Origin of the sequence: Paracoccus sp. DMF-8, from assembly GCF_029309835.1 — a bacterium.
Classification (GTDB): Bacteria; Pseudomonadota; Alphaproteobacteria; order Rhodobacterales; family Rhodobacteraceae; genus Paracoccus.
This window is the reverse complement of the sequence record NZ_JARJHL010000011.1, coordinates 50261-76626: the sequence shown is the minus strand read 5'-3', so window position 1 is coordinate 76626 and position 26366 is coordinate 50261. Positions and strand designations below refer to the sequence as shown.

The following is a 26366-nucleotide window of genomic DNA, read 5'->3' as shown; positions in this document are numbered from 1 at the left end:
GGGTTTCCGGGGGCTGAACACCAGCACACCACCCAAAGACTGGTAAAAAATTAGAAAAATTTCAATAAAGCTGGTTTCATTACCCAGCTTTTCCGACAGCTGGAAACCTGCTGTAATTTGCGTATTGATTGGGTTTCTGGCGGGTGCACACGGCTGCTCTCTCCGACGCTTTCGGACGAGGTCATGGCCAATATCCAAGGCAGTCAGCGCGCCCATAGGTTCAAATGTTCAACTTGTCGCAACTCAATTTCTGGGTTGCTGTGAAAGAGTGGAAATACCATGCCGACGACCACCACAATCGGTGTCATTTTACTGGGACACCATCGCGACCTGGATCCGACCGAGTATAACAACGGCACTCCCACCGCCGGCGCTGAGCGCGCGGGGGAGCTGGTCGGTCAGACCTTCGGAAGCGCCGACAATCCGCTTGCGCGCAACATCAACGAAGTTTCGCTGTATGATTCAAACTCGGACGGGTTGATTCCCTTCGACAATATGTCCAACCGTTCCGACCGCGACGATCCTGTGACGCATGTGGGCGGCACGGTCGAAATCGACACCGGCATCCTTTATCGCGGGACGGTGACATACACGGACGGAACTGTGGCGCAGAACGTCCTGCTGCGCGTGGTGCAGGACACGCTTGGCAATCTCGGGCTTGTGCCGCCGCCTCACGGGGCAACGGCGCAAGAGATCGAGGCGCTGACCACCAAACCCATACAATCCATTCAGATCACATCCGTCGCCCAAAACGATTTTACGCATCTTGATACGTCGCGTTACCAGATGGACAACGCCCCGGCGTTCATCTGCTTTCGCAACGGCACCATGATCCTGACGGATCGCGGCAATGTCGCGGTCGAGGATCTGAAGGTCGGCGATCTGGTCGTCACCCGTGACAACGGGCTGCAGCCGCTGCGCTGGATCGGCTCGAAAAAGATGGGTTCCGAACTGCTGCAGATGTTCCCGAAACTGCGCCCCGTCCGCATCCGGGCCGGCGCGCTTGGCCAGAACCTGCCGGAACGCGATCTGTATGTCTCGCAGCAGCACCGCATTCTGATCAGCTCGAAAATCGCGGCCCGCATGATGGGCGAAACCGAGGTGCTGATCGCCGCCAAGTTCCTGACCGATATCGACGGTATCGACATCGACGACAGCGCCGAAGATCTGGAATATTTCCACCTGCTGTTCGACCAGCACGAAATCATCCTGTCCGAAGGCGCCGCGACCGAGTCGCTGTTCACCGGAACCGAGGCGCTGCGGGCCGTCGATCCGGCAGCGCGCGCGGAAATGATTGCGCTGTTCCCGGAACTGACCGATGCGGATCACGAATTCGCAGCGGCGCGTCCGATCGGCACGGGCCGCGAAGGGCGCAAACTGGCACAACGCCACGCCGCCAACGGGCGCGAATTGCAAGGCGCCGGGCGCGGCTGATCGGCGCCGGAATACGAATTGAAAACCCCGGCCGTATCAAACGGCCGGGGCTTTTCCGTTTCAGGACCGCTCAGACCTCGACGGCGACCGATCTTTGCGCGCCGACGCCGAACACCTGCTTGTAACGTTCGATCTGGTCCTTGGGGCCGGTTGCCTTTTCGGGATTGTCCGAAAGCTTGACGGTGGGCCGGCCATTCGCGGCCACGGCCTTGCAGACCAGTGAAAACGGCGCCAGTTGATTGTCCGGCACCAGATCGCGGAAATCATTCGTCAGCAAGGTGCCCCAGCCAAAGCTGACCTTGACCCGGCCATGAAAGCGGTGGAACAGCTCGGCAATCTTGGCGACATCCAGCCCGTCGGAAAAGATGATCAGCTTGTCGCGCGGATCTTCGCCACGGCTGGTCCACCAGGCGATGGCGCGCTCTGCCCCCTCTGCGGGGTCACCGGAATCGACCCGGATCCCGGTCCAGCCCGCCAGCCAGTCGGGCGCATGTTCCAGAAAATTGCGCGTGCCATAGGTGTCGGGCAAGATGATGCGCAGGTTGCCGTCATGTTCCTCGTGCCAGTCGGCCAGAACGCGATAGGGGGCCTGCCGCAGGGCATCCTCGTTTTCGGCAAGGGCGGCATAGACCATCGGCAATTCATGGGCGTTGGTGCCGATCGCCTCGATATCGCGGCGCATCGCGATCAGGCAGTTCGAGGTCCCGGTAAAGCGCGTATCGCCCAGCCCCTCGATCATCGCCTGAACGCACCAGTCCTGCCACAGAAAGCTGTGGCGCCGCCGCGTTCCGAAATCGGCAATGCGCAGATCGGGACTAAGCTTGCGCAATTCCTCGATCTTTTCCCAGATCCGGGTCATGGCGCGGGCGTAAAGCACCTGCAATTCGAACCGGCCCATATCGTTCAGCACGGCGCGGGAGCGCAGTTCCATGATGATCGCCAGCGCAGGAATTTCCCACAGCATGACTTCGGGCCATTTGCCTTCAAAGGTCAGTTCGTATTGCCCGTCCTTCTTTTCCAGCCGATAGGGCGGCAGTTGCAGGTTTTCCAGAAACTCCATGAAATCGGGGCGGAACATCTGGCGCTTGCCATAAAAGGTATTGCCGCGCAGCCATGTGCTTTCCCCCCGCGACAGCGACAGCCCGCGCACATAATCCAGTTGCTGGCGCAATTCGCTTTCGTCGATGATATCGGCCAGACGGATGGATTTGGTGCGGTTGATCAGCTGGAACTGCACATTCGTATCAGGACGGTTCCGAAAAATCGACTGACACATCAACAGCTTGTAAAAGTCGGTGTCGATCAGCGAACGGACGATCGGGTCGATTTTCCATTTATGGTTGTATACGCGCGTCGCGATATCGACGGTCGGGGTTATCATGCGATTGTCACTCCTGCGGCGCACATGTTGCGGCGCGCCTGTTCCAGCGATCCGTCCAGGTCGATGGCCCGGCAGGCGCTTTCGACCACGGCCGCCCCAAAGCCCAGTTTCACCGCGTCGATTGCCGACCAGGCGACGCAGAAATCCAGGGCAAGGCCAACGAATGTCAGATGGCTCAGACCTCTTTCGCCCAGATAGCCCGCCAGCCCGGTGGCCGTGCTGTGGTCATTTTCGAAAAAGGCCGAATAGCTGTCGATTTCCGGGCAAAAGCCCTTGCGCAGCACCAGATCGGCAAGGCTGGTGTCCAGTCCCGGCACCAGATCGGCGCCACCCGAGCCGATGACGCAATGGCGCGGCCACAGCACCTGCGGGCCATAGGGCATCTCCACCAGCGAAAAAGGCGCCGCGCCGGGGTGATTGTCGGCAAAGCTGCTGTGATTGGCCGGATGCCAGTCCTGCGTCAGGATGACGGCATCATAGTCGCGCATCATGGCGTTGATCGGTGCGACCAGGTCGTCCCCACCCGCCACGGCCAGCGCGCCGCCGGGGCAGAAATCCACCTGCATATCGATGACGATCAATGCATTGCCCATCAGCGCCCCCATATGCTCATGCCCGGCAGCCTCGTCCCGCTCCTCTGGTCAGGGCGTCTAGGTTCGCGGCTTTTCCGACCGGCTGCAAGCAAATTGCTGCGATCACGACAGGGATCGCTTGCGCCACCGGCGAACTTGGTGCAAGGGGCCGAAATGTTCACCGTCGCCGCCCTGTATCACTTTACCCGCCTTGCCGATCCCGCCGCGCTACGCGGTCCCTTGCTGGATTGCTGCGAGGCAAACGGTATTCGCGGCACCCTGCTTCTGGCGCGCGAGGGGATCAATGGCACCATCGCGGGCAGCCGCGCGGGGATCGACGCCGTGCTGACCCATATCCGCGCCCTGCCCGGCTGCGCGGGGCTGGAATGGAAGGAAAGCAGCGCCGCCGAAATGCCCTTTGGCCGGATGAAGGTGCGGCTGAAGCGCGAGATCGTCACCATGGGCCAGCCCGATGTCGACCCCACCGCCGCCGTCGGCCGCTATGTCGATCCGCAGGACTGGAACGCCCTGATCAGCGCCCCCGACGTGGCCGTCATCGACACCCGCAACGATTACGAGGTCGAAATCGGCACATTCGCGGGCGCCGTCGATCCCCGGACCCGCAGCTTTCGCGATTTCCCCGCATGGTGGGAAGAAAACGCCCATCGCTTTCACAACAAGCGCATCGCGATGTTCTGCACCGGCGGCATCCGCTGTGAAAAATCGACGAATTATCTGATGTCGCAAGGCGTCGATCAGGTCTTTCACCTAAAAGGCGGCATCCTGAAATATCTGGAGGACGTGCCGCAGCAAGACAGCCTGTGGCAGGGCGAATGTTTCGTATTCGACAAGCGCGTCAGCCTGGGCCACGGGCTGAAACAGGGCGATTACGATCTGTGCCACGCCTGCCGCCGCCCGCTGTCCCCCGCCGACAAACAACGCCCTGAGTTTGAGCCGGGCGTCTGCTGCCATCGCTGTCAGGGCGAATACACCGACGCCGACCGCGCCCGGTTCCGCGAACGCCAACGCCAGTCCGAACGCGGTGAATTGGGGCAGCAGGGCAGATATGACATCCAGGCTCAGGACCCATTGATTTCCGACTGGCGGCGTGATCCACGGTTCGAAAAGCGAGCGGTGACCATGTCTGGATCTTTTTTGGTTGACGGACGCGCAGATGGCGCGTCTTGAGCCTTCTTCCCAAGTCCCACGGTAGCCTCGCGTCGATGATCGACGCGTGTAAGCGGGATTATCTTCATCAATCGCAATGGCTTACGGTGGCGCGATGCCCCGGCAGCCTATGGCCCGCACAAGACACTATACAACCGTTGGAAGCGGTGGAGCGACAAGGGCATCTTTGCCCAAATGATGGCGGGTCTGGCGGCCGGGCACGGCGAAGAGAAGACCGTGATGATCGACGCCACTTACCTGAAGGCCCACCGCACCGCGACCAGCATGGGCGTGAAAAAGGGGGCGTGGGCGCCTGATTGGTCGCACCAAGGGCGGCATGAACACCAAGTTGCACGCCATCTGCGACAGCCAGGGGCGCCCTCAACCTGTTCGTCACTGCCGGACAGGTCAGCGATTACATCGGCGCGCGGGCATTGCTGAGCAGCCTGCCGGATGTCGATTGGCTGCTCGGGGATCGCGGCTATGACGCCGACTGGTTCAGAGAAGCGTTGAAAGACAAAGGGATACGCGCCTGCATCCCAGGCCGGAAGCAGCGGAAGAAAACCGTCAAGTACGACAAGCGCCGGTACAAACGGCGCAACCGGATCGAGATCATGTTCGGCAGGCTCAAGGATTGGAGGCGTGTGGCGACCCGGTACGACCGTTGCCCCAAGGTATTCTTGTCAGCAATCGCACTTGCTGCCCTCGTCATCTACTGGCTTTGAAACTCAATGAGTCCAGACCCTAGCTTTGTCGCGCTAAGAGCCACCAGATCAAGCCAAATTGCCCAAGGTTCAGCACGATCAGAATAAAGCACGCATAATATGTTTTGGCGGCCGAACTCATTGCATACCAAGCGAACCTACTTGCCTGCGCAGAGCGATATTTTGCCTCTGCGGCATCCAGGCGTGCGCTTCGTAGAAGCCTTGCATCGGTGAAGCTCCAGTCGCTGCTACACGAAACCTCACGCCACTCGCCAAGCAGCCCCATATCCTTTTCCAAGTCCAGCTCAGCGGCTTTGACCGCCAATTGCCCCATACCGTCGGGGCGTTTGAAATTGACCCCCAACGCCTTATTGGCAGAAATATATGCTTCCAGCTGCGCCTGCGCCTCTTCTTCAATGCCCCTCATTTGCGCTCCGAATCGATAGCTTTATAATCTGGCATATCCTATCTCACAGGCACTTGAGCGGGAATGAGGCCAACAAGGCGTGCCGCGGAGAATACTTGACGCTATCAGAAAAAGGGCCCCCTATCACTTGACCTGACCCAGCTTGCCCGCCGCAATCGCGGCCATGTTCAGGATGTCGTTCACCGTCGAATTCGTCCCGCAGATCTGGATCGGTTGCGGCACGCCGGTCAGGATCGGGCCGATCACCGTCGCCCCGGCCATTTCCTGCAACAGCTTGACCGAGATCGAGGCCGAATGCCGCGCCGGCACCACCAGCACATTCGCAACATCCGTCAGGCGCGAGAACGGGTATTTCGCCGCCGCCGCCGGGTTCAGCGCGACGTCTACGGTCATTTCGCCCTCATATTCGAAATCGACCTTGCGGCGGTCCAGCACCTCGGTCGCGCGGGCCATTTTCACGGCGCGCTCGCTGACCGGATAGCCAAAGTTCGAGAATGACAGAAAGGCCACGCGCGGCTCCAGCCCCAGTTCGCGGGCGACATGGGCGCCACGGGTCGCGATATCGGCCAGGTCCTCGTCTTCGGGCCATTCATGGACCAGCGTATCGCCCATCAGCACGATGCGGCCATTCAGCAGGACGGCGGTGATCCCGACCGCGCCATCGGCGGGCGTCACGTCAAAGACATTGCCGATCTGGGCCAGAACATGCGCGTTCTTGCGCGTCGCGCCGGTCACCAGACCGTCGCCGTGGCCGTGTTTCAGCATCAGCGCGGCAAAGACATGGCGGTCGCGGTTGGCCAGCTTGTTGGCATCCTCGCGGTCGAAACCCCTGCGTTGCAGCCGCGTATACAGCGCCTGATGATAGGCATCCAGATGGCGCGAATTGCTGGCATTGGCGATGGTCAGTTCACGCACCGCATCGCCCAGACCGGCGGCTTCCAGCTTTTCGCGCACATCCGCCTCGCGGCCGACGACGATGGACTGGCCCATGCCGCCGCGCTGCCAGGCCACGGCGGCGCGCAGCACGCGCGGGTCGTCGCCTTCGGCAAAGATCATGCGCGCCTGCGCCTGACGCGCGCGGGCGTGGATGCCCTGCAGGATCGTCGCGGTCGGGTCCATCCGGGCCTTCAGCGACTGGACATAGCTATCCATGTCGATGATCGGGCGGCGGGCCACGCCGGTATCCATCCCGGCCTTGGCGACGGCGGGCGGCACGACATGGATCAGACGCGGATCAAAGGGCGTCGGGATGATGTAATCGCGGCCGAATTGCAGCTTGCGGCCATAGGCGACCGCGACCTCGTCGGGCACGTCCTCTCGCGCGAGCATGGCCAGAGCCTCGGCACAGGCGATCTTCATCTCATCGTTGATGGCGCGGGCATGGATGTCCAGCGCGCCCCGGAACAGATAGGGAAAGCCCAAGACGTTGTTGACCTGATTGGGATAATCGCTGCGGCCGGTCGCGACGATGGCGTCGGGGCGGACGGCATGGGCATCCTCGGGGGTGATTTCGGGATCGGGGTTCGCCATCGCGAAGATCACCGGATTTTCGGCCATCGAAGCGACCATGTCCTGCGTCACCGCGCCCTTGGCCGACACGCCCAGAAAGACATCGGCGCCCTTCATCGCGTCTTCCAGCGTGCGGGCGTCGGTCTTGACGGCATGGGCCGATTTCCACTGGTTCATGCCTTCGGTGCGGCCCTGCCAGATGACGCCCTTGGTGTCGCACATGATGCAGTTTTCATGCCGCGCGCCCATGGTCTTGACCAGTTCCAGACAGGCGATGCCTGCCGCGCCCGCACCGTTCAGGACGATCTTCACATCCTCGATCCGCTTGCCGGACAGTTCCAGCGCGTTGATCAGCCCGGCCGCGCAGATGACCGCCGTGCCGTGCTGGTCGTCGTGGAACACCGGGATATCGCAGATTTCCTTGAGCCGCTGTTCGATGATGAAACATTCGGGCGCCTTGATATCTTCCAGATTGATGCCGCCAAAGGTGGGCGACATCAGATGGACGGCCTTGATGATTTCATCGGCGTCCAGCGTGTCCAGTTCGATGTCGATGGCGTTCACATCGGCGAAACGCTTGAACAGGACGGCCTTGCCTTCCATCACCGGTTTGGATGCCAGCGCGCCCAGATTGCCCAGCCCCAGAATGGATGTGCCATTCGACACGACCGCGACCATATTGCCCTTGACGGTATAGTCATAGGCGGTTTCCGGGCGTTCGGCGATGGCCTGAACCGGAACGGCAACCCCCGGCGAATAGGCCAGCGACAGGTCGCGCTGCGTCGCCATGGGGGTCGAGGCCACGATGTCATATTTGCCCGGCCGCGGTTCAAGGTGATAGGCCAGCGCCTCTTCTGCCGTGATGCGCGACTGGCGCGGTGTGTTGTCGTCCATACCCTGATTTCCCCCTCATGCCGTGATCCGCTCAAACTGCGTCCAGAAAGCGAAACGGCGGGGGATGCACAAGGGGGTATCGCCGGGCCATGGGCCGAAAACGCAAGCCGCGCCCCGGTTTTCGCGATGCGAGCGCAAACAGGCGCGGTCCTGTCGGCATGCAGCCACAGGGCACGGCGGCCAGCCCGACTGACCATCGGAATATGGCTCACCGGCGGCATGGCTTGCGCGGCAAGAATGCCGTGCGTATCGCCAGCCTGCCGCGCGACGTCTCGGGGCGCTTCAGCGGCGTCCCGGAGATGGGTTCACGCGCCCCCGGACCCCATCGGGCCGACGACGCCGGGCGACGGCACGCCGGGCAGGTATCCGGCCAGCCAGACCATCGCGATCAGCGTCGCGACCGTCAGACAGGCCAGATAATACCATGTGATCCGGGTCGTCAGCAGGTCTTTTTCATCCGGCACATAGGCCAGTTCCACCACCGGCCGCAGCCCGGTCGCCGCGATGAACTGGCTGGAACTGCGCAGCACCGGCTGGCGCAGGTCCAGCAACAAGGCCACCCCCCCGGCGATCATCAAGGTCACCAAACCGCCCAGAAGCGCGCTTTTCTTGCGCCCCGACAGGGCCGGATATTCGGGCGGCACGGCGCGTTCCAGCACCACGAAGCGTTCGACCTGATTGTTTTCCTGCAAGGATTGCAGCATCTCGACCTCGGCCAGACGACGCGAGGTTTCCGCATAGCGGTCCTGCAGGCGCATCTGTTCGCGGGTCATCTGTTCGACTTCGCGACGCACCTCGGGGGTGCGGGCGCGGGCGCGTTCGATTTCGCCCTGCCGCGCAGAGATCTGGGCGATCTGCTGGCGCAACTGCTGCAACTGCGTGTCGATCAGCTGCACCTGCTGGACGATCCCCGACGGCTCGCTGACGCCGCCCTCCGACAGGCGGCTGATGTTTGCTTCCAGCCGCGCAATTTCGGGGTGGTCGGCCGAAAAGGTGCGGCGCGCCTGCGCCAGTTCCAGTTCCGCCACGCGAAGCTGCTGCGCGAGCGAGCTGACCGTGCGCCCGAGCCCCATCCCGTCGCCGGCCCGAACCGCCAGCCGCTCGCGGTCCAGCGACATGATTTCGCGGTCGAGCGCGGCCTCCTGCTCGGCCAGTTGGGTCAGTTCCTGCTGGATATATTCCTGCGCGCTCGGCAACGCGTCTTCGTTCTGGGTGTTGTAATCGGCCATGCGGCGGCCGTGGGCATCCAGTTCGCGTTCGATCCGACGTTCTTCCGCCAGCAGGAATTCGCGGGTTTCCTGAACGCGGGCCTCGCGGCTCGCCTCGTCCTGACCGATGATCGAATCGGCGAAATCATTGGCCAGATCCGCAGCCTTTTGCGCGGTTTCCGCCTGGACCGAAATCACGATCGCCACCAGAGAGGCGCCGCTGGTGGGGTCGCGCCCCGTCGCCTGAACGCTTTCGATCCGGGTCGAACCGCGGAACAGCGCGATCTTTGCATTCTCGGACAGGGGCAGGCCGACATACAGCTGATGCCGCTCGATCACGTCCAGCACATTGGCGCGCACCATCAGCCTTTGTTCGATCAACTGCACGCGCCGGGCCGCCGGCAGGCCCGCGTCATTGGTCGAATCGACGATGGCCGGCGCCTCGATCTGGATGACCGCAACCGCCTCGTAGACGCGGGGCGAGGTGACGGCCAGATACAGCGCGCCCAGAATGCCGATCGCCAGAATGGTCATGATCACCGGCAGCCGCCGCATGATCAGGGAAATCAGGTCTTGAATGGATTGAATGGGTCCCAACGTGCCAGACCTAACTTGATGTCTTGTTCAGAACGACGCCCATCAGCGGCGGCATATCGACCAGCAGGCGTTCGCATTCCTTCATATCCGCCGCCGTCGTGCGGCGCGCATCGGCGACCAGCAGGATCGCATCGACCAGCGGCAATGCGGCAATGCCGACATCGGTGCCCAGAAGCGGCGCGGTGTCGATCAGCGTGACATGGGCCGGATCGTTTTCGGCCAGCCTGCGCAGCGCGGCGGGCAGGCGGCCCCCCTGCAGGAATTCCGAGGCCTCGCTTTCGGGTTCAGAGGGCGCCAGCACAGCCAGATTGCGCTGATCGGGCAGGACCTGCAGGATCCGCGACAGATCCTCGCCCGCCTGAACGGCGCGGGACAGCGAACCGCAACCCTCGACCCCGATGCGCGCGGCAATCGCCGGATTGCCCAGATTGGCGTCGATCAGCATGACCCGTGTGCCCCGGTGGCGGATAATCATCCGGGTCAGATCGACGGCCAGCGTAGTTGCCCCGGCCCCTGCGGTCACCGGCATCACGGCCAGACGGTTCCAGCCCCTTTCGCGCATCTCGCGCATGATCCGGGTGCGCAGCATGGCGATACGCTTTTCATGTTCGGCCTGTTGGACGCGCGTCATCGCGACGCCGCCCTTGCGAGAAGGGCGGAAACGGGTGCGGTCCCACAGATTCCCGGCGGCAGACGGCTCTTCGGGACCATCCCCGGCCGGGGCGGCGACCGGGGTCGACGAAACGGCCTCGACCCGCGTCGAATCATCCATGTCGCTTCCCTCTTGGCTCACGCCTGTCAACATCGTATCCCTCGGTAAGCGGCCCATTGCCTGCGATACCCTCAACCCACGCATGATACCGTCGCCGTCATGCAGGCGACAGCCGGAATCGCCAATACAATTAATAGAGACATGACCGATTTGGCAAAGAATTCTCCTGACGTTACGGCGATTGCCATCGGACGCAATGAAGGGGAACGGCTGGTCCGCTGCCTGACCTCGCTTGCGTCGCGGGTGTCGCGGGTGGTCTATGTCGATTCGGGATCGACCGATGGCAGCACCGCCCGCGCGCTGGATCTGGGGGCCGAAGTCGTGTCCCCGGACATGTCCCGCCCCTTTACCGCCGCACGCGCCCGCAACGCCGGTTTCGCGCGTGTCGGCAACAGCGAATTCGTGCAATTCGTCGATGGCGATTGCGAGGTCGACGGCCAATGGCTGGACCGCGCGCTGGCCGAAATGGCCGCCAATCCCCGGCTTGGCGTCGTCGCCGGGCGCAGGCGCGAACGCTTTCCCGAAGCCTCGATCTATAACCGGATCTGCGATGCGGAATGGAACACGCCGATCGGCCCGGCGCAGGCGGTGGGGGGCGACATGCTGGCCCGACGCGCGGCGATCGCGGAAGTCGGCGGCTATGACCCGACCCTGATCGCGGGCGAGGAACCAGAGATGTGCCTGCGTCTGGCCCGCGCGGGCTGGCAGATCCGGCGCATCGACAGCGACATGACCCTGCATGACGCGGCCATGACGCGGTTTTCGCAATGGTGGAAACGCAACCGCCGCACCGGCCACGCCTTTGCCGAGGTCTCCTGGCGCTATCGCAACGGCCCCGAAGGTTTCTGGAAGCGTGAAACGCGGCGCGCGGCAATCTGGGCGGGGCTGCTGCCGGTGATCCTGCTGCTGGCGCTGGTCCAGCCGTGGTTCCTGCTGGCGCTGCTGATCTATCCCGCCCAGATTGTCCGCATGGCACGGCGCGACAGCGATCCGCAGGACAAATGGGCCCGCGCCGCCTTCAATATGCTGGGCAAGTTCCCCGAGGCGCTTGGCATCGCCGAATACCATCTGCGCCGGGTGCTGGGCCGCAAATCAGGGCTGATCGAATACAAATGACCCAGGCACATGCCGCAATTTCTGCGATCGGAACATGTGCAAATGATATGCAATCTACAACCTGAAGTTGATCTTGATTATATTCATCGCCATTAAGGCGATACCCGCAAAGAGCGATCCCGGCAAACTTGACAAAACTGGACAAATGTTCATTTCGCGGGCCTCTCGATCCCCTGTAAGCCATTGAAAAATATTAAACCTGTCCTTTTCGACAGCGGGGTGGTTAGATCTAGTTTTATTAAAATGCAGGACTATACTGCGACAGTACTTTAGTTGCGGGCGTAACGATGAAGCATGAAATCAATCTTTCTGCGAACGATCCCCGAAAGATCGAGTTTAGCAATTTTCAGACCAACACGGGTTTCGACGGGCTTCCGACAGGGATAAAATCCGTCCATGCACGTTTCATCAAGCGTCCGCTGGATATTCTGCTCGTCGTGCTGGCGCTTCCGATCGTCGTGCCGGTGCTTCTGATCCTGTCGATTCTGGTCGCGACGGACGGGCATTCGCCGTTCTATTCGCAATTGCGCGTCGGTCGTTCGGGCCGCAGCTTCCGTCTGTGGAAATTGCGCAGCATGGTGCCGAACGCGGATGCCCAGCTCGAAGCCCATCTGCAAAGCAACCCACTGGCCCGGGCCGAATGGGACCTGACGCAAAAGCTGAAAAAAGACCCCCGCATCACCCGCTTCGGGCGTTTTCTGCGCAAATCGTCGATGGACGAACTGCCGCAGCTTTGGAACGTGCTCATCGGGGATATGAGCATCGTCGGGCCGCGTCCGATGTTGCTGGAACAGGCCCAACTGTATCCGGGCGCCGATTACTACCACCTGCGCCCCGGCGTCACCGGCCTGTGGCAAATCTCGGATCGCAATGACAGCACCTTTGCCGCTCGCGCGAACTTCGACGCAGCCTATACGGCCAACCTGAGCCTGCGCAACGACACCAGGATCATCCTGCAAACGGTCGCGGTCGTGCTTCGCGGGACGGGCTACTGACTACTGCCGCCGTTCAACGGAAAGCGAAACGTAGCCACGATGGGCATTGGCGCCAACCCAGTGCCCATTTTCCTCTTCCCGCTCGGACAGAAGAAAACGCCGCCAGGACAGCAAGATCATGGTCGCAGCGCCGACGACCGAATAGACCAGCAGGCCCATCAGCAGCGAAATGTCCAGCAGAGCCGTCAGGCCAACGGCGGCGGCAGATGCTGTAGCAGCGGATATGAAAAGAGTTCCCAGCAGTTTCGTACTCCTTCCTTGCCATCCAATTGTTTCGGTCAGGTCCACAACCACAGCGTAATCTGCAGACCGTTACCTTGAGGTTAATTGTCCTGAAATTGGTTCAGGATTAAAGCAAACTTATCAGAATGGTTTTATACAGGCCCAAAATCGCTCAAACTGTCATGCAACTCGGCAACTAGCTGCCTATACCAATCCGTACCGTCCAAAATGTCACACGTATAAGTAGATAACACGCCAGATGAATCTACGAATCGGACGCATTGTCAACACTTTTCCGCCGCTTTCGCATCACTTCCTCTGCCATGAAATCGCCGCGCCGCCGCGTCAGGGGCCGACGATTCACCGATCTGCGATACGTGATGATGCGGCCGCCCCTGTATCGCGGGCAGGGCCGGTCTGCATGATCACCGCCGCGCAGACCGCTATGAAACACGCGGCAAGGCCGCGGGCGCTGGCCCGCCGCGATGTCAATCCTTCGGCAAAAATTCCGGCCCGTCTGTTTGCCGGGTGCGCCAACTGATCACCAGAAAATGCCCGGCGGCCTGCCCCCAGGCACCTGACAGAAATCGCCCGCAGGCCAGCCGCGCACGCATCCGATGCCCGGACAGGGCCAGGGCCGCATCGGTAAAATCCAGCATCATCCCGGTTTCGGGATATTGGCTTTTGAACAGCGATTCTTTCGCGCTGAAGGCCAGCAGCTCGGCATCCGCAACCGGCGGCCTCTGGCGCCAGGGCGCGATCACCTGCGCCAGATCATCGGGCCGGTCCGCAGCCATCCGTTCGATATCGACACCCGGACACAGGGCCGGATCGCTTGCCGCGACAGCGATGCAATAGTCGCGGCTATGCGACAGACTGGCCCGCAGCCCCGGCGGCAGATCAGGCTGGCGGTCGGATCTGGCAACAATCGGCTGTGCCGCGGGCAGTTTGTGCCCCGCCAGATGCAGCGCGTGGCGCAACACCATCCGCCCAACCGCGAATTCGTGGCGCCTGCGGGGTATGGCCCGCGCGACGCAGGCCAGTTCATCGGGCAGCAACGCCGGTGTCGCCATGTCGATGGGGGCAACCGCGCAGAAAAGCCCCGGCGCGGCAATGTGCCGGGCCAGCGCCTGTAATTTCGCCGCGCCCGCGACGCTCAACCGTTGCCGCGAAGCTGGGCGCGCAGGGCGCGGCGTCGCGCCATGGTGTCATCCGCAGCCCCCGCCGCCGGGGCGGCGGGCGGCGCGGCCGGGGTGACGGCGGCGACCAGCGGCGGCGCCACCGGTTGGGATACGACGGGCGGCGGAGCGGTAACGGGTTGGGCGGCGACAGGCCGCGCAGGCTCTGGCATGGGGCGGGGTGCCGCCGGAACCGCGCCGCCCGTGGGGGCCAGTTTCGCGACATGTTTCTGGAAGGCGTCAAAGACCGGGAAGCGGAAGATATCCGTCACGCCAAGCCGCGCCAGCCCAAGCCGGTCGCGCAGCGTCCGGTGTAACTGGATCGCCAGCAGCGAATGCCCGCCAAGCGCAAAGAAATTATCGCGCGCAGCAATATGCGGGACGCCAAGCGTTTCCTTCCAGATCGCCAGAACGCCCTCGGCCAGATCGGCGGCACCGCTATCCGCGACGGGGGTTTCCGGCTGGTTCGCGGGCGTCGCCCCGGGCGCGACCGGCGGCGCAATCGGGGGGGCAATCGGGGGCTGTGGTGCAGGCGCGACCGGCGCCGTCAGCGATTGCGGCTGCGCGCGCCCCGCTGCGGCGGGGGCGGGCAATTGCTTGCGGTCGATCTTGCGGTTCGGGGTCAGCGGCATGCGGTCCAGCGCGACGATGCGTCCGGGAACCATATGGCCCGGCAGATGCGTGGTCAGCGCCTCGCGCATCCGCGTTTCGTCGGGGATCTGGCTGCCTGTGACATAGGCGACCAGACGACGGTCGCCGGGCGTGTCTTCGCGCACGATGGCGACGGCCTCGCGCACGCCGGGCAGCGCGTTCAGTGCCGTCTCGATCTCTCCCAACTCGATGCGGAAACCGCGCAGCTTGATCTGATGATCGGCGCGGCCGATGTAATCCAGCAAGCCATCCTCGCGCCATTGCACCAGATCGCCCGTCCTGTACATCCGCTCGCCGCCGGGGGCCACGCGATCCGGCTGAACAAAGGGATCGGGGCGGAAGGCGGCAGCCGTCAGATCGTCGCGCCGCCAATAGCCGCGCGTGACGCCATGCCCGCCGATCCACAATTCGCCCTGAGCGTCGGGGGGCACGGGGTTGCCTTCGCTGTCCAGCACATAGATCTGGGTATTGGCGATGGGACGGCCAGGCGTCACCTCGGCCCTGTTCGACAAATCGGCCACGGTGGACCAGATCGTCGTTTCGGTCGGGCCATACATGTTCAAAATCCGGGCATTGGTCACGCCGCGGATGTCGGCCAGCAGCGACGGCGGCAGCGCCTCGCCCCCCAGCATCATGCATGTCAACCGGCCCAACTGCTGCGCAACAAGTTGATCTGACACCAGAATCCGGCCCATGCTGGGGGTGCATTGCAGATGCGTGACCTGATGCCGGCGGATCTGGGCGGCGATGGAATAATCGCCATCATCCTCGGCATTCCGGTTCACCGTGGCGCGCAGTTCGGCCAGCAGCGGAAAGCCCTGAACCACCTGCGCGGGCGCGATGCCATAGTCGATCAGGCAGGCGATCTCGCCCACGCCGATGGCTTTCAGATGCTCGACCCGCGCGACCGCATCGTCCAGCGACCCGAACAGGCCCGAATCCTCGAAATAGCGCAGGAAGGCGAATTCAAGGATGCCGTCCATTTCATCCTCGGTCAGCGAACCAAGGTCGATGGCCATCGGGTTCGACATGCCTTCGGGGCGGCGAAAGGCCGGGAAGTCCCAGGCATATTGCTTCACCAGCGCGGCGGCAGAGCGCAGATAGGCCTTCATCGGTTCACGGGCGATGTCGCGCGCGGTTTCGCGGTCATCGGCCAAACAGGTGTGCAGCATCAGCGTGACGGTGAAATCCTCGGGATCATGGCCCGCCTCGCGCAGGGCGGCGTGGTAATCCTTGATGCGTTCCTCGACCACGGCGATGCTTTGGCCCAGCAGATGGGTCAGCACGTTCATGCCAAGGCGCCCGGCCTCGCGCCATGTGTCGGGATTGCCCGCGACGGTCATCCACAGGGGCAGTTCGGGCTGGACCGGGCGCGGCTGCGTCACGACATCATGCGTCTTGCCGTCGTTGCGGGCAAATGGCACAGCCTCGCCCCGCCACAAACGGCGCAACTGGTCGATGCCCTCGATCATCGAGGTTTTGTTGTTCGGCGGCGTGTTTTCCGGGCGCAGCACGAAATCATCCGGCTGCCAGCCCGAGGCGATCGCCAGACCCGCACGACCGCCGGTCAGGTTGTCGATCACGGCCCATTCCTCGGCCACGCGGGCGGGGTGATGCAGCGGCAAGACGCAGCTACCCGCGCGCACGCCGATGTTTTTCGTCACCGCAGCCACCGCCGCGCCGGAAACCGAGGGGTTCGGATAGGGGCCGCCGAATGCGTGGAAATGGCGTTCCGGCGTCCAGACAGCGACAAAGCCGTTTTCATCGGCGAAACGCGCGCCATCCAGCAGCAGCTTGTATTTCTGCGGGCCGGGGCCGTCGTCATTGCCCCAGTAGAACAGACTGAATTCCATCCCGCCGGGCACACCGCGATGGCCGCTGCCCGACACCGCCAGCCGCGATTCCTCGCCCGCGATGACCAGCTTCATGCCGCGCGCCAGCGTCCAGAAAATCTCCAGCACGGAAATGTCGAATGACAGGCTGGTCACCGCCAGCCAGGCATCGCCCGGCTGATGCGGGATGAATTCATCCATGCCGACAAAGAAATTCGTGACATTGCGATGTTCGATCATCACGCCTTTGGGCCGACCCGTCGAACCCGAGGTAAAGATCAGATAGGCAAGGTTCGCGCCCGTCACCCTCGTCGCGGGAACCGGCGTGTCATGGGCCGGAATCGCGGTCGGGATGGTCACGACCTGTGCGCCATGGGGCGGCAGTTGGCCCGCCAGACCGTCCTGCGCCAGCACGATGGACGCGCCGCTGTCTTCGACATAAATCGCAATGCGATCAGCGGGATAATCCGGGTCCAGCGGCACATAGGCGCCCCCCGCCTTGAGGATCGCCAGCGCCCCGATCACCATTTCAGGCGAGCGTTTGGCGAAAATCCCCACCGGCTTGTCCGGCCCGACGCCAAGCGCGACCAGTTGCGCCGCCAGCGCGTTCGAGGCGCGATCCAGCTCGCCCCGCGTCATCATGCGGTTTTCAAAGACCAGCGCCACCGCATCGGGGTCGGCGGCAAGGCTGCGGGCGATGACTTCGTGCATGCATTCGGGCGCAACCTCGACCGCGGTGTCGCTGCGGCCGTGCAGCAGGGCGCTGCGTTCCGCATCGGTCAGCACGGGAATATCGCGCAGGGCGGTATCGCCCGGCAGGGCAAAGCCCACGCGCATCGCCGTCGCCGCACGTTCGGCGCGCGCGGGCGAAATCCGGCCGGGTCATAGTCGATCCAGCTCCTGCCCTTCGGCCAGCGTCACCCGCAGGGCCGCGCCATCGGCGGGCGCATCGCCGCGCAGGTCGATGGCCAGATCCGGGCGGGCGCGGTCGCGCAATTCGGCGCGCGGCGCAGCAGGTCATCGGCAAAGACGCCGCGCTGGCGGATGTCGCCCAGTTGCGCGCTCAGCGTCTCGGTCAGGGTGGAAATGTTGATTTCGGCGCGGCATTGACCGCCAGCGGCACCCAATCCGAACTGATCCCCGGATACAGATCGACCCCGTCCGGACGCAGGCCAAAGCCGGTTTCGGTCAGCCCGGCAAGGCGCGCCAGCACCGCCACGACCACCGCCAGCGCCTGATCCCCCGATGCCGCACCAAGCGCGACCCGTTCGCGCGGCGCCTGCGGCGCCGAAACACCGGGCAGCACCGCCGGGTTCATCAAAAACAGCCGCTTGCGCCAGAAACCGTCCTGTTTTGCCGCCCGGTCACCCGCCTGCGTCAGCGCCGCGCGCTGTTCCGGCGTCAGCACCGCCACGGTTTCGCCGACAAAAGCCGCCTGCGCATCCAGATCCAGCCGCACCGCGCCATCGGCACAGGCGACGGTCACGCTGTCGCCCGTGCGGATCCAACACCCGGCCCGGCTGGCCTGCGCCTTCGACGAATTCCGCCCCGCGCACCGGCAGGATCATTCCTGCAGGGCAGCATCAGTTTCTGGGTTCGGCCAGCGGGTTCCACAGCCGCCATGATCCAGACCCCGCACCAGATCCAGAATGGCCCGCACCCGGCCGGCCCAGATCAAGGACCGATGGCGTTTTCGGGCCGCCGGTCCCGGGCCAGATAGCTGCGCAGCGACAGGTCCTGCTTCTGGCGGATCGGCGCGCCGTTTTCCAGCATCCGGACGGCGATCGCCGGGGGCGGCTTCGGCCCCGCGCGCGAAACAGCGGGCATTCAGCGTCAGGGCATTGTCATCGCCCGCAATCGGGAAATGGCGTTGGGCCAGAATATCGCCTTCGTCGACGCCGCCGTCGATCATGTGCCAGTGATGCCGTGGCCGGTCTGGCCCTGAATGATCCCCCAGACCGGCGCGTTCAGCCCGGCCATGCGCGGCAACGGGCCGTCGTGGAAATTGATCGCGCCCGGAACGCCCGCGCGCCAGCATCTCGGGCTTCAGGATCGACAGGTTCTGCCACGCTTAGAACAGCCGGTCCGCGCCCGGCGACATCTGCCGCCACCGGGGCGTCCTGATCCTCGACCTGCAGACCTGCGCGCCTGGCCCAGTCCCGCAGATCGGCGTTGCGCGTCACCACCGCGACAATGCGATGCCCCCGAGACATCAGAACCTCGGCCGCGTGGCGCAAAAGCGATCCATTGCCGACCAGAATGGCGGAAAATTCGGTCATCACTCAACCCTTTCAAAATGCTGGCCTTTTCAATATGCCGGAGCTGTGGCCGCGCATTTCTCAGCGCGTGCGCGCCATCCGGGCCATATGGCCCTTGGGCACACCTGTTTCGCGACGCTGTAGCGTGCAGCGCAGACGCCACAGCGCCGTGCCGGACAGATTGGCCAGGGTCGTCACCAGCGCCCCGGCCCGGCCGCGGTGTTTTCGAACCAGCGGCGGCGGCTGTCATACCAGCAATCGGGCACCCGCGCCCAACGCTTCATGCCGGTGCTGGCGGAACCGATATGGGCGATTTCGCTGTCATAGACGTAATGCGTCTGCCATCCCGCATCGGCGGCACGGCGGCACAGGTCGGTTTCTTCGAAATACAGGAAAAATCCTTCGTCAAACAGGCCGATCTGGTCCAGCACATCCATGCGGATCATCATCGAGGCCCCTGCCGACCAATCCACCCGCAGCGATTCCAGCGGCTGCGGCATGGCGACGATACGGTTGCGCAGCAGTCTGGAGACCGGGCCGGTCTTGATGGTCGCCTCAAACTCTCCGGCGGTCGAGGGAAAGCGGAAGGCCGTCTGATGCGGTTCGCCATCCATGCCGCGAATGCGCGAACAGGCAATGCCCGCCTGCGGATGGGCGGCCAGATAATCGACCAGCACGCGGATCGCGCCGGGCTGCGGGATCGCGTCGGAATTCAGCAGGTAAACCAGATCGGCGCGCGCCCCGTCGGGCGGCACGCCGCGACGGATGCCGAAATTGTTGCCCGCACCAAAGCCGCCATTATGCCCCGAACTGACGATGACCAGCCGGCCGTCATCCAGCCAGCCCCGCGCCCGCGCCTCTGCCTGCATCTTTTTCCAGCGAGCCATCGCCGCCGCCGTCATTATCGACCAGCGTGACGCCGCCCGCGATACCCTGCATCTCGCGCAGCGCGCCTTCGACCGCCATGATCGACAGGTTGGGCGTGCGGAAATTCAGGACGATTGTGTTCAGGACGGGTCCGGTCATTCTGCGGCCTCGGCGCGGCTGTAGGTATCGGTATCGGCCTCGCGCAGGATATCGCGCAGGACCGAGGCCAGACGGCGGACATTCGGTTCCAGCACCACGGAATCATGGTCGCCCGGCACCTCGATCACGCGCAGTTGCGGCATCCAGTCGGACCAGCCGTTATCCTCCAGCAGGTATTCGCGCCCCGCCGTGACCCATTTCCCGCCCGAAACCTTCCAGCGCCGGTCCAGCGGCGGCCGGAACATCGCCACCGGCCCGTCCCATTCGGCCAGTTGCACCTTGGGCAGGGCGGCGCGAAAGGCGGCCTCGATGGCCAGATCGTGGAAAACGCCCTCGCCCTCGGGCAGGCCCGCGCGTTCGCGGTCACGCATCTTCTGCTTGTAGGCCCGTTTGCCCTGCAGCCAGTTGCCGACGAATGCCGGTCCCTGTTCGCGCATTTCCGCCAGCCGGATCAACAGCTTATCCTGTCTGGACAGAGAGGGGCGCATCGGCAGGGGCGTGTCCAGCATGACAAGCTGGGCAACCTCTTGCCCGCGTTCGCGCAACAGCCGCGCCATTTCCAGCGCGATCAGCCCGCCGCCCGAAAAGCCGCCCAGCAGATAGGGGCCTTCGGGCTGGACCTGCATGACCTCGTCGATATAGTCGCGCGCGGCGTCAGTGAAACTGTCATGGGGCCTGTCGTCGCCAAACAGGCCGCGCGCCTGCAGGCCATAGAATTTCCGATCCGTGCCAAGACGTTGCGCCATCTGGCGCAGGTTCATGACATTGCCGAACATGCCCGCGACCATGAAGAAGGGCGTGGCACCGTCGCGCCCGCCCATATCGACGACGAAACGCCGCGCGGGCCGGTCGCCAGCGACGGCCACCGGGCGCAGTTCCTGCACCGCGCCACCCGTATCGCGCGGGCCGATGCGCGATTCGATCAGCGCGCCCAATTCGCCGATGGTCGGCGCCTCGAACAGGGTGGAAATCGGCAGGTCGATGCCCATCGCCTTGCGCACCGCGCCGAACATGCGGACCGCGATCAGCGAATGGCCGCCAAGGTCGAAAAAGCTGTCCGCCGCGCCGATCTGCGCGATGCCCAGAAGCTCGGACCAGATCTGCGCCAGTTCGGTCTGGACACCCGGTTCCGGCGCGACGAAATCGGCGTCCAGATCGGGGCGTTCAAAGCCGCCTTCGGTCGATTGCGCTTCCTCGGTCAGCGCGGCCTCTGCCACCAGCGCGGGCAGATCCAGCGAGGAAACAAAGACCTGCCCCAGCCCGGTCGCCAGCGCCCGCTCCAGCATCGACGGGCCAAGCGCCGCCGGAATCCCCTGCGAGATATTGTGGTGCAGCCTGCGTTCGGCGGGCGACAGCGGCCGTGCCGGTTCGACCTTGCGGGCCGCACCGAAACCACCCTGGAGGCGACGGATCGAAAAGCCCTTGATCTCCACGCAGACCGTGCCGTCGGGCAGGGTCAGGGTAATGTCGAATTCCGCCATCCCGGATGCCGCCGTATTCACCCCGGCATTGCGGATATGGCTGATGACATGGCCGCCCATCGGGCGGTGAATGACGATCTGGCCATAGCTCATCGGGGCCCAGAGGTGATCCGGGCGCCAGCCCTCGATCAGTTCCATCGCCCAGCCCGTTGCGATGTCCAGCAGCGCCGGATGCAGGATATAGCCCTGTTGCAGATCGGCGGCAAAGGCCGCATCCAGCGCCAGTTCGGCGCTGCCGTGGTCGCCGTCGATGCGGTAGCGGCGCAGCACCTGCCAGCGTTGCCCGAACCGCATCTGGCTGTCCTGCGCGGACCGCAGCGCCTGCCCGCCGCCGTCCTGTTGCCAGTCGCCCGGCACGGCCAGCGGCCATTGCGGCGCGCTGTCGGCGGTGGAAATCAGCGCGGTGACATTGGGTTCGCTGGTCGGGTCCTCCAGAATATTGACGCGCAGGCGACCGCCTTCGGTTTCTACCCGCACCGTCACCAGTGCCGCGCCGCCATCGGGCACCATGACGGGCCGCATGAATTCCAGATCGCGGATGGCGACGGGCATGGCCAGCCCCGCCTCGACCGCCGCCTCGGCGATCAGCTCGACCCAGCCCGTGCCGGGCATCAGCGCCTGACCCTGCGCGGTGCGGTGGCCGCCGATGATCCAATCCTCGATCCGCAAAAGCTTGCGGAACTGGCGCCCACCGGGCAGCGGCAGCGCCTCGTCCAGCAAGGGGCGCGGGACCGGGGCACCGGCGATGTCGGGGGTCGCGCCGGCGATACCGGCCGCGCGCGCGGCCATGCCGGCGTCGGCCCAGACACCCCAGTTGATCGCCAGCGTCCGGCCAAAGCCCGCAGGCGCCGAACGTGCCACCGCGTTCAGATATTCGTTCGCGGCGACATAATCGACCTGACCCGCAGCACCGATCACCGAACTGGTCGATGAAAACAGCACCACCATCTGCGCGGGATGTTCGGCCAGCGCCGCCTGCAGCGCCTGCGTGCCCAGCAGTTTCGGGGCCAGCACATCCCGTGCATCATCGTCATTCTTGGCCGCGATCAGGCTGTCGCGGGTGATCCCGGCGGCATGCAGCACCACATCGACCGAGCCAAAGTGTTCGCGCGCCGCGGCCACCGCGCGGCGCATATCCTCGGGGCTGGTGACCTCGGCGCGGATCGGCAGGACCTCGGCGCCCATGGCCTGCACTTCGGCGACCGCCGCCTGAACCCGGGGATCGGTCAGCTTGCCGCGCGTCAGCAGGGCCAGTTTCGCGCCGCCCCGCGCGGCCAGATCGCGCGCGATGGTCTGGCCGATACCACCGAAACCGCCGGTGATCAGGCAGGTCTGGCCGGGCTGGATCGCCGCTGCGGTTTCGGGAGCCGTTTCGGGCAGGGCGACCCGTTCCAGCCCCTGTTCAAAGCGCCGACCGTCGCGCCATGCGACGGTGGTCTGGCCGGTGGGGGCGGTCTGGCCGGTGGGGGCGGACAGCGCCTCTTCCAGCAGATGGGCGGCGATGGCGTCGATCTGGCTGCCGTCGCCCCCGCCGCGGCCAAAGCCCGCGCGCGGCGCCTGCGGGATGCGGATATCGACCAGCCGCGTGGTGATCCCCGCCATCTCATGCGGGGCGACGCGGATGACGCCAAGCGCCGTCGCCTTTTCGGGATGGGCGGCCGCTTCGCCCGCCACGCTCAGCGCGTCGCTGGTGACGGCGATCAGGTCGACCGGGGTATCGGGCAGTTCGGCGCCGATTGCCTGCGTCAGATGCAGCAGGCTGAAGAAACCACGCTCCAACCGCGCGTTCAGGATGCTGGAGCCGGGGCGGAATTTGTCCTGCGCCGTGGACGACCACAGATGCAGGATGCGGTCGGGGGCGCGATCCTGCTGGATCAGCGCGGCCAGCAGCATCTCATACCCTCGCGGTCGGATCTGGGGCAGGGTAAAGGCGCCCTCGCCCAGATCGGTAAAGCGGTCACCGGCGGCCACGGTCGCGACCTGCTGACCCGCCGCGCGCAGGCTGGCGGTCAGGCGTTCGCCCAGCCCCGCATCATCCATGAAGACCAGATAGCGGCGCGACCCGTCCGCAACCGGGCGGCCATCCGCGCCGATTTCGACGCGCGGCGCGGCCAGACGCCATGCGGGACGCCAGCCCCATTCGGCGGGATTTTCGATGCGCAGCAGGTCCTCGACCCCGGTCGCGGCGGCGTCGGTGGTGGCGCGTTCGATGAAATAGCGCTTGCGCTGGAACCGATAGCCCGGCAGCGACAGGCGGCGGCGCTGGATGCCGCCCCAGATCTGACCCCAGTCGATCGCGACGCCCGCCGCCCAGACACGGGCCAGCGCCAGCACGAAATAGACGTCATCGCCCACCGCATGGTCGCGGTGACGCAGGGTCGAAATCACCTGATGCGCGCCGATATCGGCATGGGATTGCGCCATGACCTTCATCGCGCGGCCCGGCCCGACCTCAAGGAAAACCCGGTCGCCCTGCCGCGCCAAATGGTCGATGCCATCGGCGAAATGGACGGTGCCGCGCAGATGGGCGACCCAGTAATCCGGGTCCACCGCCTGCTGATCGGTCAGTTCGACGCCGGTGCGGTTGGAAATGATCGGGATCTGCGGGGGGCTCAGCCGGATTTTGGTCAGGTAGTCACGGAAACGCCCCAAAATCGGCGTCAGCATCCGTGAATGGGCAGCAATCGAGATCGCGATGCGCTGCACCTGCACCCCGCGCGCGGCCATCAGCGCCGTGAAGGCGTCCAGCTCGTCATCGGGACCGGACACGACCGACAGGCCCGGCGCGTTGACGGCGGCAAGGTCCAGTTCAAGGCTGTCGACCTCTGCCGCGAAATCGGCGGGGTCCAGTTCGACGCTGATCATGCCGCCAGCCGGCACGGTATCGAACAACTGGCCGCGCAGATGGACCAGCCCGATGCAATCCTCGAACGACATGACGCCCGCGATACAGGCGGCGGTGTTTTCGCCCATCGAATGGCCGATCAGCGCGGCGGGCTGGACGCCCCAACTGATCCACAACTGCGCCAGCGCATATTCGGCGATCATCAGCAAAGGGAGCTGGATCGAGGGTTTCAGCAGCTTGCGATCCGCCTCGGCCCGGTCGGCATCCGCAGGCAGCCATAGCCCCCTCAGATCCTCGCCCGTGGCTTTGGCCATATGGGCCAGACCGCGATCCATCCATTCGCGGAAAACCGGCTCGGTCGCATACAGATCGCGCGCCATGCCCGCATATTGCGCACCACCGCCCGGCAGCATGAAAACGACACCCGCATCATTGTCGACCGGCTGGTGGTCGAACACCAGTTGCGGATCGGGGGCGGCCAGCAGCCGCGCGGCCTCGGCCGTGTCGCGGGCGACCAGCACGCGGCGGCGGTCGAAACGGCGGCGCCCTCGGGTCAGGGTGAATGACAGATCGGCCATATCGGTGCCCGGATGAGCGGTCAGCCATTCGGCCAGCGCGGTCGAATTGGCATCCAGTGCGGCCTTGGTCCGGGCCGAAACCGTGATGATGTGGAACGGCCAGTCAGACTCGGCTGCCGGGGCCTGAACGGGGGGTTGCTGCACCACCACATGCGCATTGGTGCCGCCGACGCCAAGCGAGTTGATGCCCGCGCGGCGCAGCGGGCTGTCCCATTCGATCAGCCGGTCCGCGACCTGAAACGGACCGTTTTCGAAATCAATCGCGGGGTTCGGGCGCTCATACCCCAGACTGGGCGGGATTTTTGCGTGGTGGACGGACAGCGCCGCCTTGATCAGGCTGGCCCCGCCCGCCGCCGTGTCCAGATGGCCGATATTCGTCTTGACCGAGCCGATATAGCACGGCCCGCTGCGCGGACGCTCCTGCACACGTTCGAACGCCTGATTCAGCGCGGCCACCTCGATCGGGTCGCCAAGCGCCGTGCCGGTGCCGTGACATTCGACATAGCCCACGCTGTCCGAGGTCACGCCGGACATCACCAGCGCCTCGGAAATCGCCCTGGCCTGGCCTTCGACGCTTGGCGCCAGATAGCCCGCCTTGGCCGCGCCGTCATTGTTCAGCGCGCCGCCCTTGATGACGGCCCATATATGATCGCCATCGGCCAGCGCATCCGACAGACGCCGCAGCACCACGACCGCCGCGCCCGAACCAAAGACCGTGCCCTGCGCGCGATGGTCAGCTGCGTGGCAATGACCGTCCGGCGACAGGATTTCGTTTTCTTTATACAGATAGCCGCGCGCATGGGGCATTTCGATGGTCACGCCACCGGCCAGCGCCATGTCGCAATCGCCCGACAGCAGCGACTGGCAAGCCGTATGGATCGCCACCAGCGAGGTCGAACAGGCCGTCTGGACGTTCACGCTTGGCCCGGTCAGGTCAAGGACATGGCTGACGCGGGTGGACAGGAAATCCTTGTCATTGCCGGTGTGGCGCAGCAGGAAATGCCCGACATTGTCGACCAGATCGCGGTTGGAACAGACGTTCCAATAGAAATAGCTGCCCATGCCGCAACCGGCATAGACGCCGATGGGGCGGCCAAAGCTTTCGGGGGTATGGGCGGCGTCTTCCAGCGCGTGCCAGCAGGTTTCCAGAAACTTGCGGTGCTGGGGGTCCATGATCGCGGCTTCCTTGGGGGACAGCCCAAAGAATTCCGCGTCGAACCCGTCGAATTCCTGCAGGACCGCAGCAGAGGGGACGTAATTCGGATCCCGCATCCGGCCACGGGATTCGCCCGCGGCCAGCAGGTCGTCCTCGGACAGCCGCCGGATCGATTCGACGCCTTTGCACAGGTTGTCCCAATATTCGGACACATCCTGCGAACCGGGCAGTTGCGCGGCCATGCCGACAATCGCGATATCGGTCGATTCCACGCCCAGTTCGACATTCTGCGCGGCAGTCGTGCGATCCAAAGACATTATCGACACCCTCAAACTAAAAACTTCTGGCAGGTGCCGGTCATGA

General features: G+C 64.4%; 19 protein-coding genes and 1 pseudogene. 5 read left to right on the top strand and 15 right to left on the bottom strand.

Features of this window, described 5'->3' with window-relative positions; all coding sequences use genetic code 11:
• Nucleotides 1-279 precede the first annotated feature (279 nt).
• On the top strand, nucleotides 280-1434 hold the full coding sequence (locus PE067_RS11870; RefSeq protein WP_276189578.1) for a Hint domain-containing protein: 1155 nt from the start codon (nucleotides 280-282) through the stop codon (nucleotides 1432-1434).
• A gap of 70 nt (nucleotides 1435-1504) precedes the next feature.
• Here PE067_RS11870 and pncB read toward each other — a convergent pair whose 3' ends face one another.
• Together pncB and pncA are read right to left on the bottom strand one after the other, a co-directional pair.
• On the bottom strand, nucleotides 1505-2815 hold the full coding sequence (pncB, locus tag PE067_RS11865; protein WP_276189577.1) for a nicotinate phosphoribosyltransferase: 1311 nt from the start codon (nucleotides 2813-2815) through the stop codon (nucleotides 1505-1507).
• On the bottom strand, nucleotides 2812-3408 hold the full coding sequence (pncA, locus tag PE067_RS11860) for a bifunctional nicotinamidase/pyrazinamidase (protein WP_276189576.1): 597 nt from the start codon (nucleotides 3406-3408) through the stop codon (nucleotides 2812-2814). The genes pncB and pncA overlap by 4 nt, the downstream gene beginning before the upstream one ends.
• A gap of 153 nt (nucleotides 3409-3561) precedes the next feature.
• Between pncA and PE067_RS11855 the strand changes: the two genes are divergently transcribed.
• Together PE067_RS11855 and PE067_RS11850 are read left to right on the top strand one after the other, a co-directional pair.
• On the top strand, nucleotides 3562-4575 hold the full coding sequence (locus PE067_RS11855) for a rhodanese-related sulfurtransferase (RefSeq protein ID WP_276189575.1): 1014 nt from the start codon (nucleotides 3562-3564) through the stop codon (nucleotides 4573-4575).
• Nucleotides 4562-5279, top strand: a pseudogene (locus PE067_RS11850) (IS5 family transposase). Before PE067_RS11855 ends, PE067_RS11850 begins: the two are co-directional and overlap by 14 nt.
• A 19-nt stretch (nucleotides 5280-5298) precedes the next feature.
• Here the strand turns inward: PE067_RS11850 and PE067_RS11845 are convergent.
• From PE067_RS11845 to PE067_RS11830, 4 genes are all read right to left on the bottom strand, one after another.
• Complete coding sequence (locus PE067_RS11845) at nucleotides 5299-5685, bottom strand: hypothetical protein (RefSeq protein WP_276189574.1); 387 nt, start codon at nucleotides 5683-5685, stop codon at nucleotides 5299-5301.
• Between the two features lie 123 nt (nucleotides 5686-5808).
• Complete coding sequence (locus PE067_RS11840) at nucleotides 5809-8088, bottom strand: NADP-dependent malic enzyme (RefSeq protein WP_276189573.1); 2280 nt, start codon at nucleotides 8086-8088, stop codon at nucleotides 5809-5811.
• A 305-nt stretch (nucleotides 8089-8393) separates the two neighbouring features.
• On the bottom strand, nucleotides 8394-9830 hold the full coding sequence (locus PE067_RS11835) for a lipopolysaccharide biosynthesis protein (protein WP_276189572.1): 1437 nt from the start codon (nucleotides 9828-9830) through the stop codon (nucleotides 8394-8396).
• A gap of 73 nt (nucleotides 9831-9903) precedes the next feature.
• On the bottom strand, nucleotides 9904-10665 hold the full coding sequence (locus PE067_RS11830; RefSeq protein WP_276189571.1) for a chromosome partitioning protein: 762 nt from the start codon (nucleotides 10663-10665) through the stop codon (nucleotides 9904-9906).
• Between the two features lie 141 nt (nucleotides 10666-10806).
• Between PE067_RS11830 and PE067_RS11825 the strand changes: the two genes are divergently transcribed.
• The gene (locus PE067_RS11825) at nucleotides 10807-11781 is read left to right on the top strand and encodes a glycosyltransferase (RefSeq protein WP_276189570.1); all 975 of its coding nucleotides are present in this window, start codon (nucleotides 10807-10809) and stop codon (nucleotides 11779-11781) included.
• A gap of 287 nt (nucleotides 11782-12068) precedes the next feature.
• Nucleotides 12069-12776 carry a sugar transferase gene (locus PE067_RS11820; protein ID WP_276189569.1) on the top strand — a complete coding sequence of 236 codons (708 nt, stop codon included), beginning with the start codon at nucleotides 12069-12071 and terminating at the stop codon, nucleotides 12774-12776.
• Here the strand turns inward: PE067_RS11820 and PE067_RS11815 are convergent, their stop codons facing one another.
• The 9 genes from PE067_RS11815 to PE067_RS11775 all read right to left on the bottom strand — a co-directional run bounded on the left by PE067_RS11815 (nucleotide 12777) and on the right by PE067_RS11775 (nucleotide 26320).
• On the bottom strand, nucleotides 12777-13070 hold the full coding sequence (locus PE067_RS11815; RefSeq protein WP_276189568.1) for a hypothetical protein: 294 nt from the start codon (nucleotides 13068-13070) through the stop codon (nucleotides 12777-12779).
• Nucleotides 13071-13486: 416 nt separating this feature from the next.
• A complete protein-coding gene (locus tag PE067_RS11810) occupies nucleotides 13487-14158 on the bottom strand; it encodes a 4-phosphopantetheinyl transferase (RefSeq protein WP_276189567.1) in 672 nt (223 codons plus the stop codon).
• Complete coding sequence (locus PE067_RS11805) at nucleotides 14155-17496, bottom strand: MupA/Atu3671 family FMN-dependent luciferase-like monooxygenase (protein WP_276189566.1); 3342 nt, start codon at nucleotides 17494-17496, stop codon at nucleotides 14155-14157. Before PE067_RS11805 ends, PE067_RS11810 begins: the two co-directional genes overlap by 4 nt.
• Nucleotides 17497-17734: 238 nt before the next feature.
• On the bottom strand, nucleotides 17735-18145 hold the full coding sequence (locus PE067_RS11800; RefSeq protein ID WP_276189565.1) for a hypothetical protein: 411 nt from the start codon (nucleotides 18143-18145) through the stop codon (nucleotides 17735-17737).
• Between the two features lie 188 nt (nucleotides 18146-18333).
• Nucleotides 18334-18486, bottom strand: a complete 153-nt coding sequence (locus PE067_RS11795) for a hypothetical protein (protein ID WP_276189564.1) — start codon at nucleotides 18484-18486, stop codon at nucleotides 18334-18336.
• Between the two features lie 140 nt (nucleotides 18487-18626).
• Nucleotides 18627-18938 (bottom strand): hypothetical protein, encoded by a 312-nt coding sequence (locus PE067_RS11790; protein WP_276189563.1) that lies wholly within the window; start codon nucleotides 18936-18938, stop codon nucleotides 18627-18629.
• Nucleotides 18939-19111: 173 nt separating this feature from the next.
• Complete coding sequence (locus tag PE067_RS11785; protein WP_276189562.1) at nucleotides 19112-19804, bottom strand: glycosyltransferase family 2 protein; 693 nt, start codon at nucleotides 19802-19804, stop codon at nucleotides 19112-19114.
• Entirely contained in the window at nucleotides 19749-19943 is a 195-nt protein-coding gene (locus PE067_RS11780) for a hypothetical protein (protein WP_276189561.1), read from the bottom strand. The genes PE067_RS11785 and PE067_RS11780 overlap by 56 nt, the downstream gene beginning before the upstream one ends.
• On the bottom strand, nucleotides 19940-26320 hold the full coding sequence (locus PE067_RS11775; protein WP_276189560.1) for a type I polyketide synthase: 6381 nt from the start codon (nucleotides 26318-26320) through the stop codon (nucleotides 19940-19942). Before PE067_RS11775 ends, PE067_RS11780 begins: the two co-directional genes overlap by 4 nt.
• Nucleotides 26321-26366 lie beyond the last annotated feature (46 nt).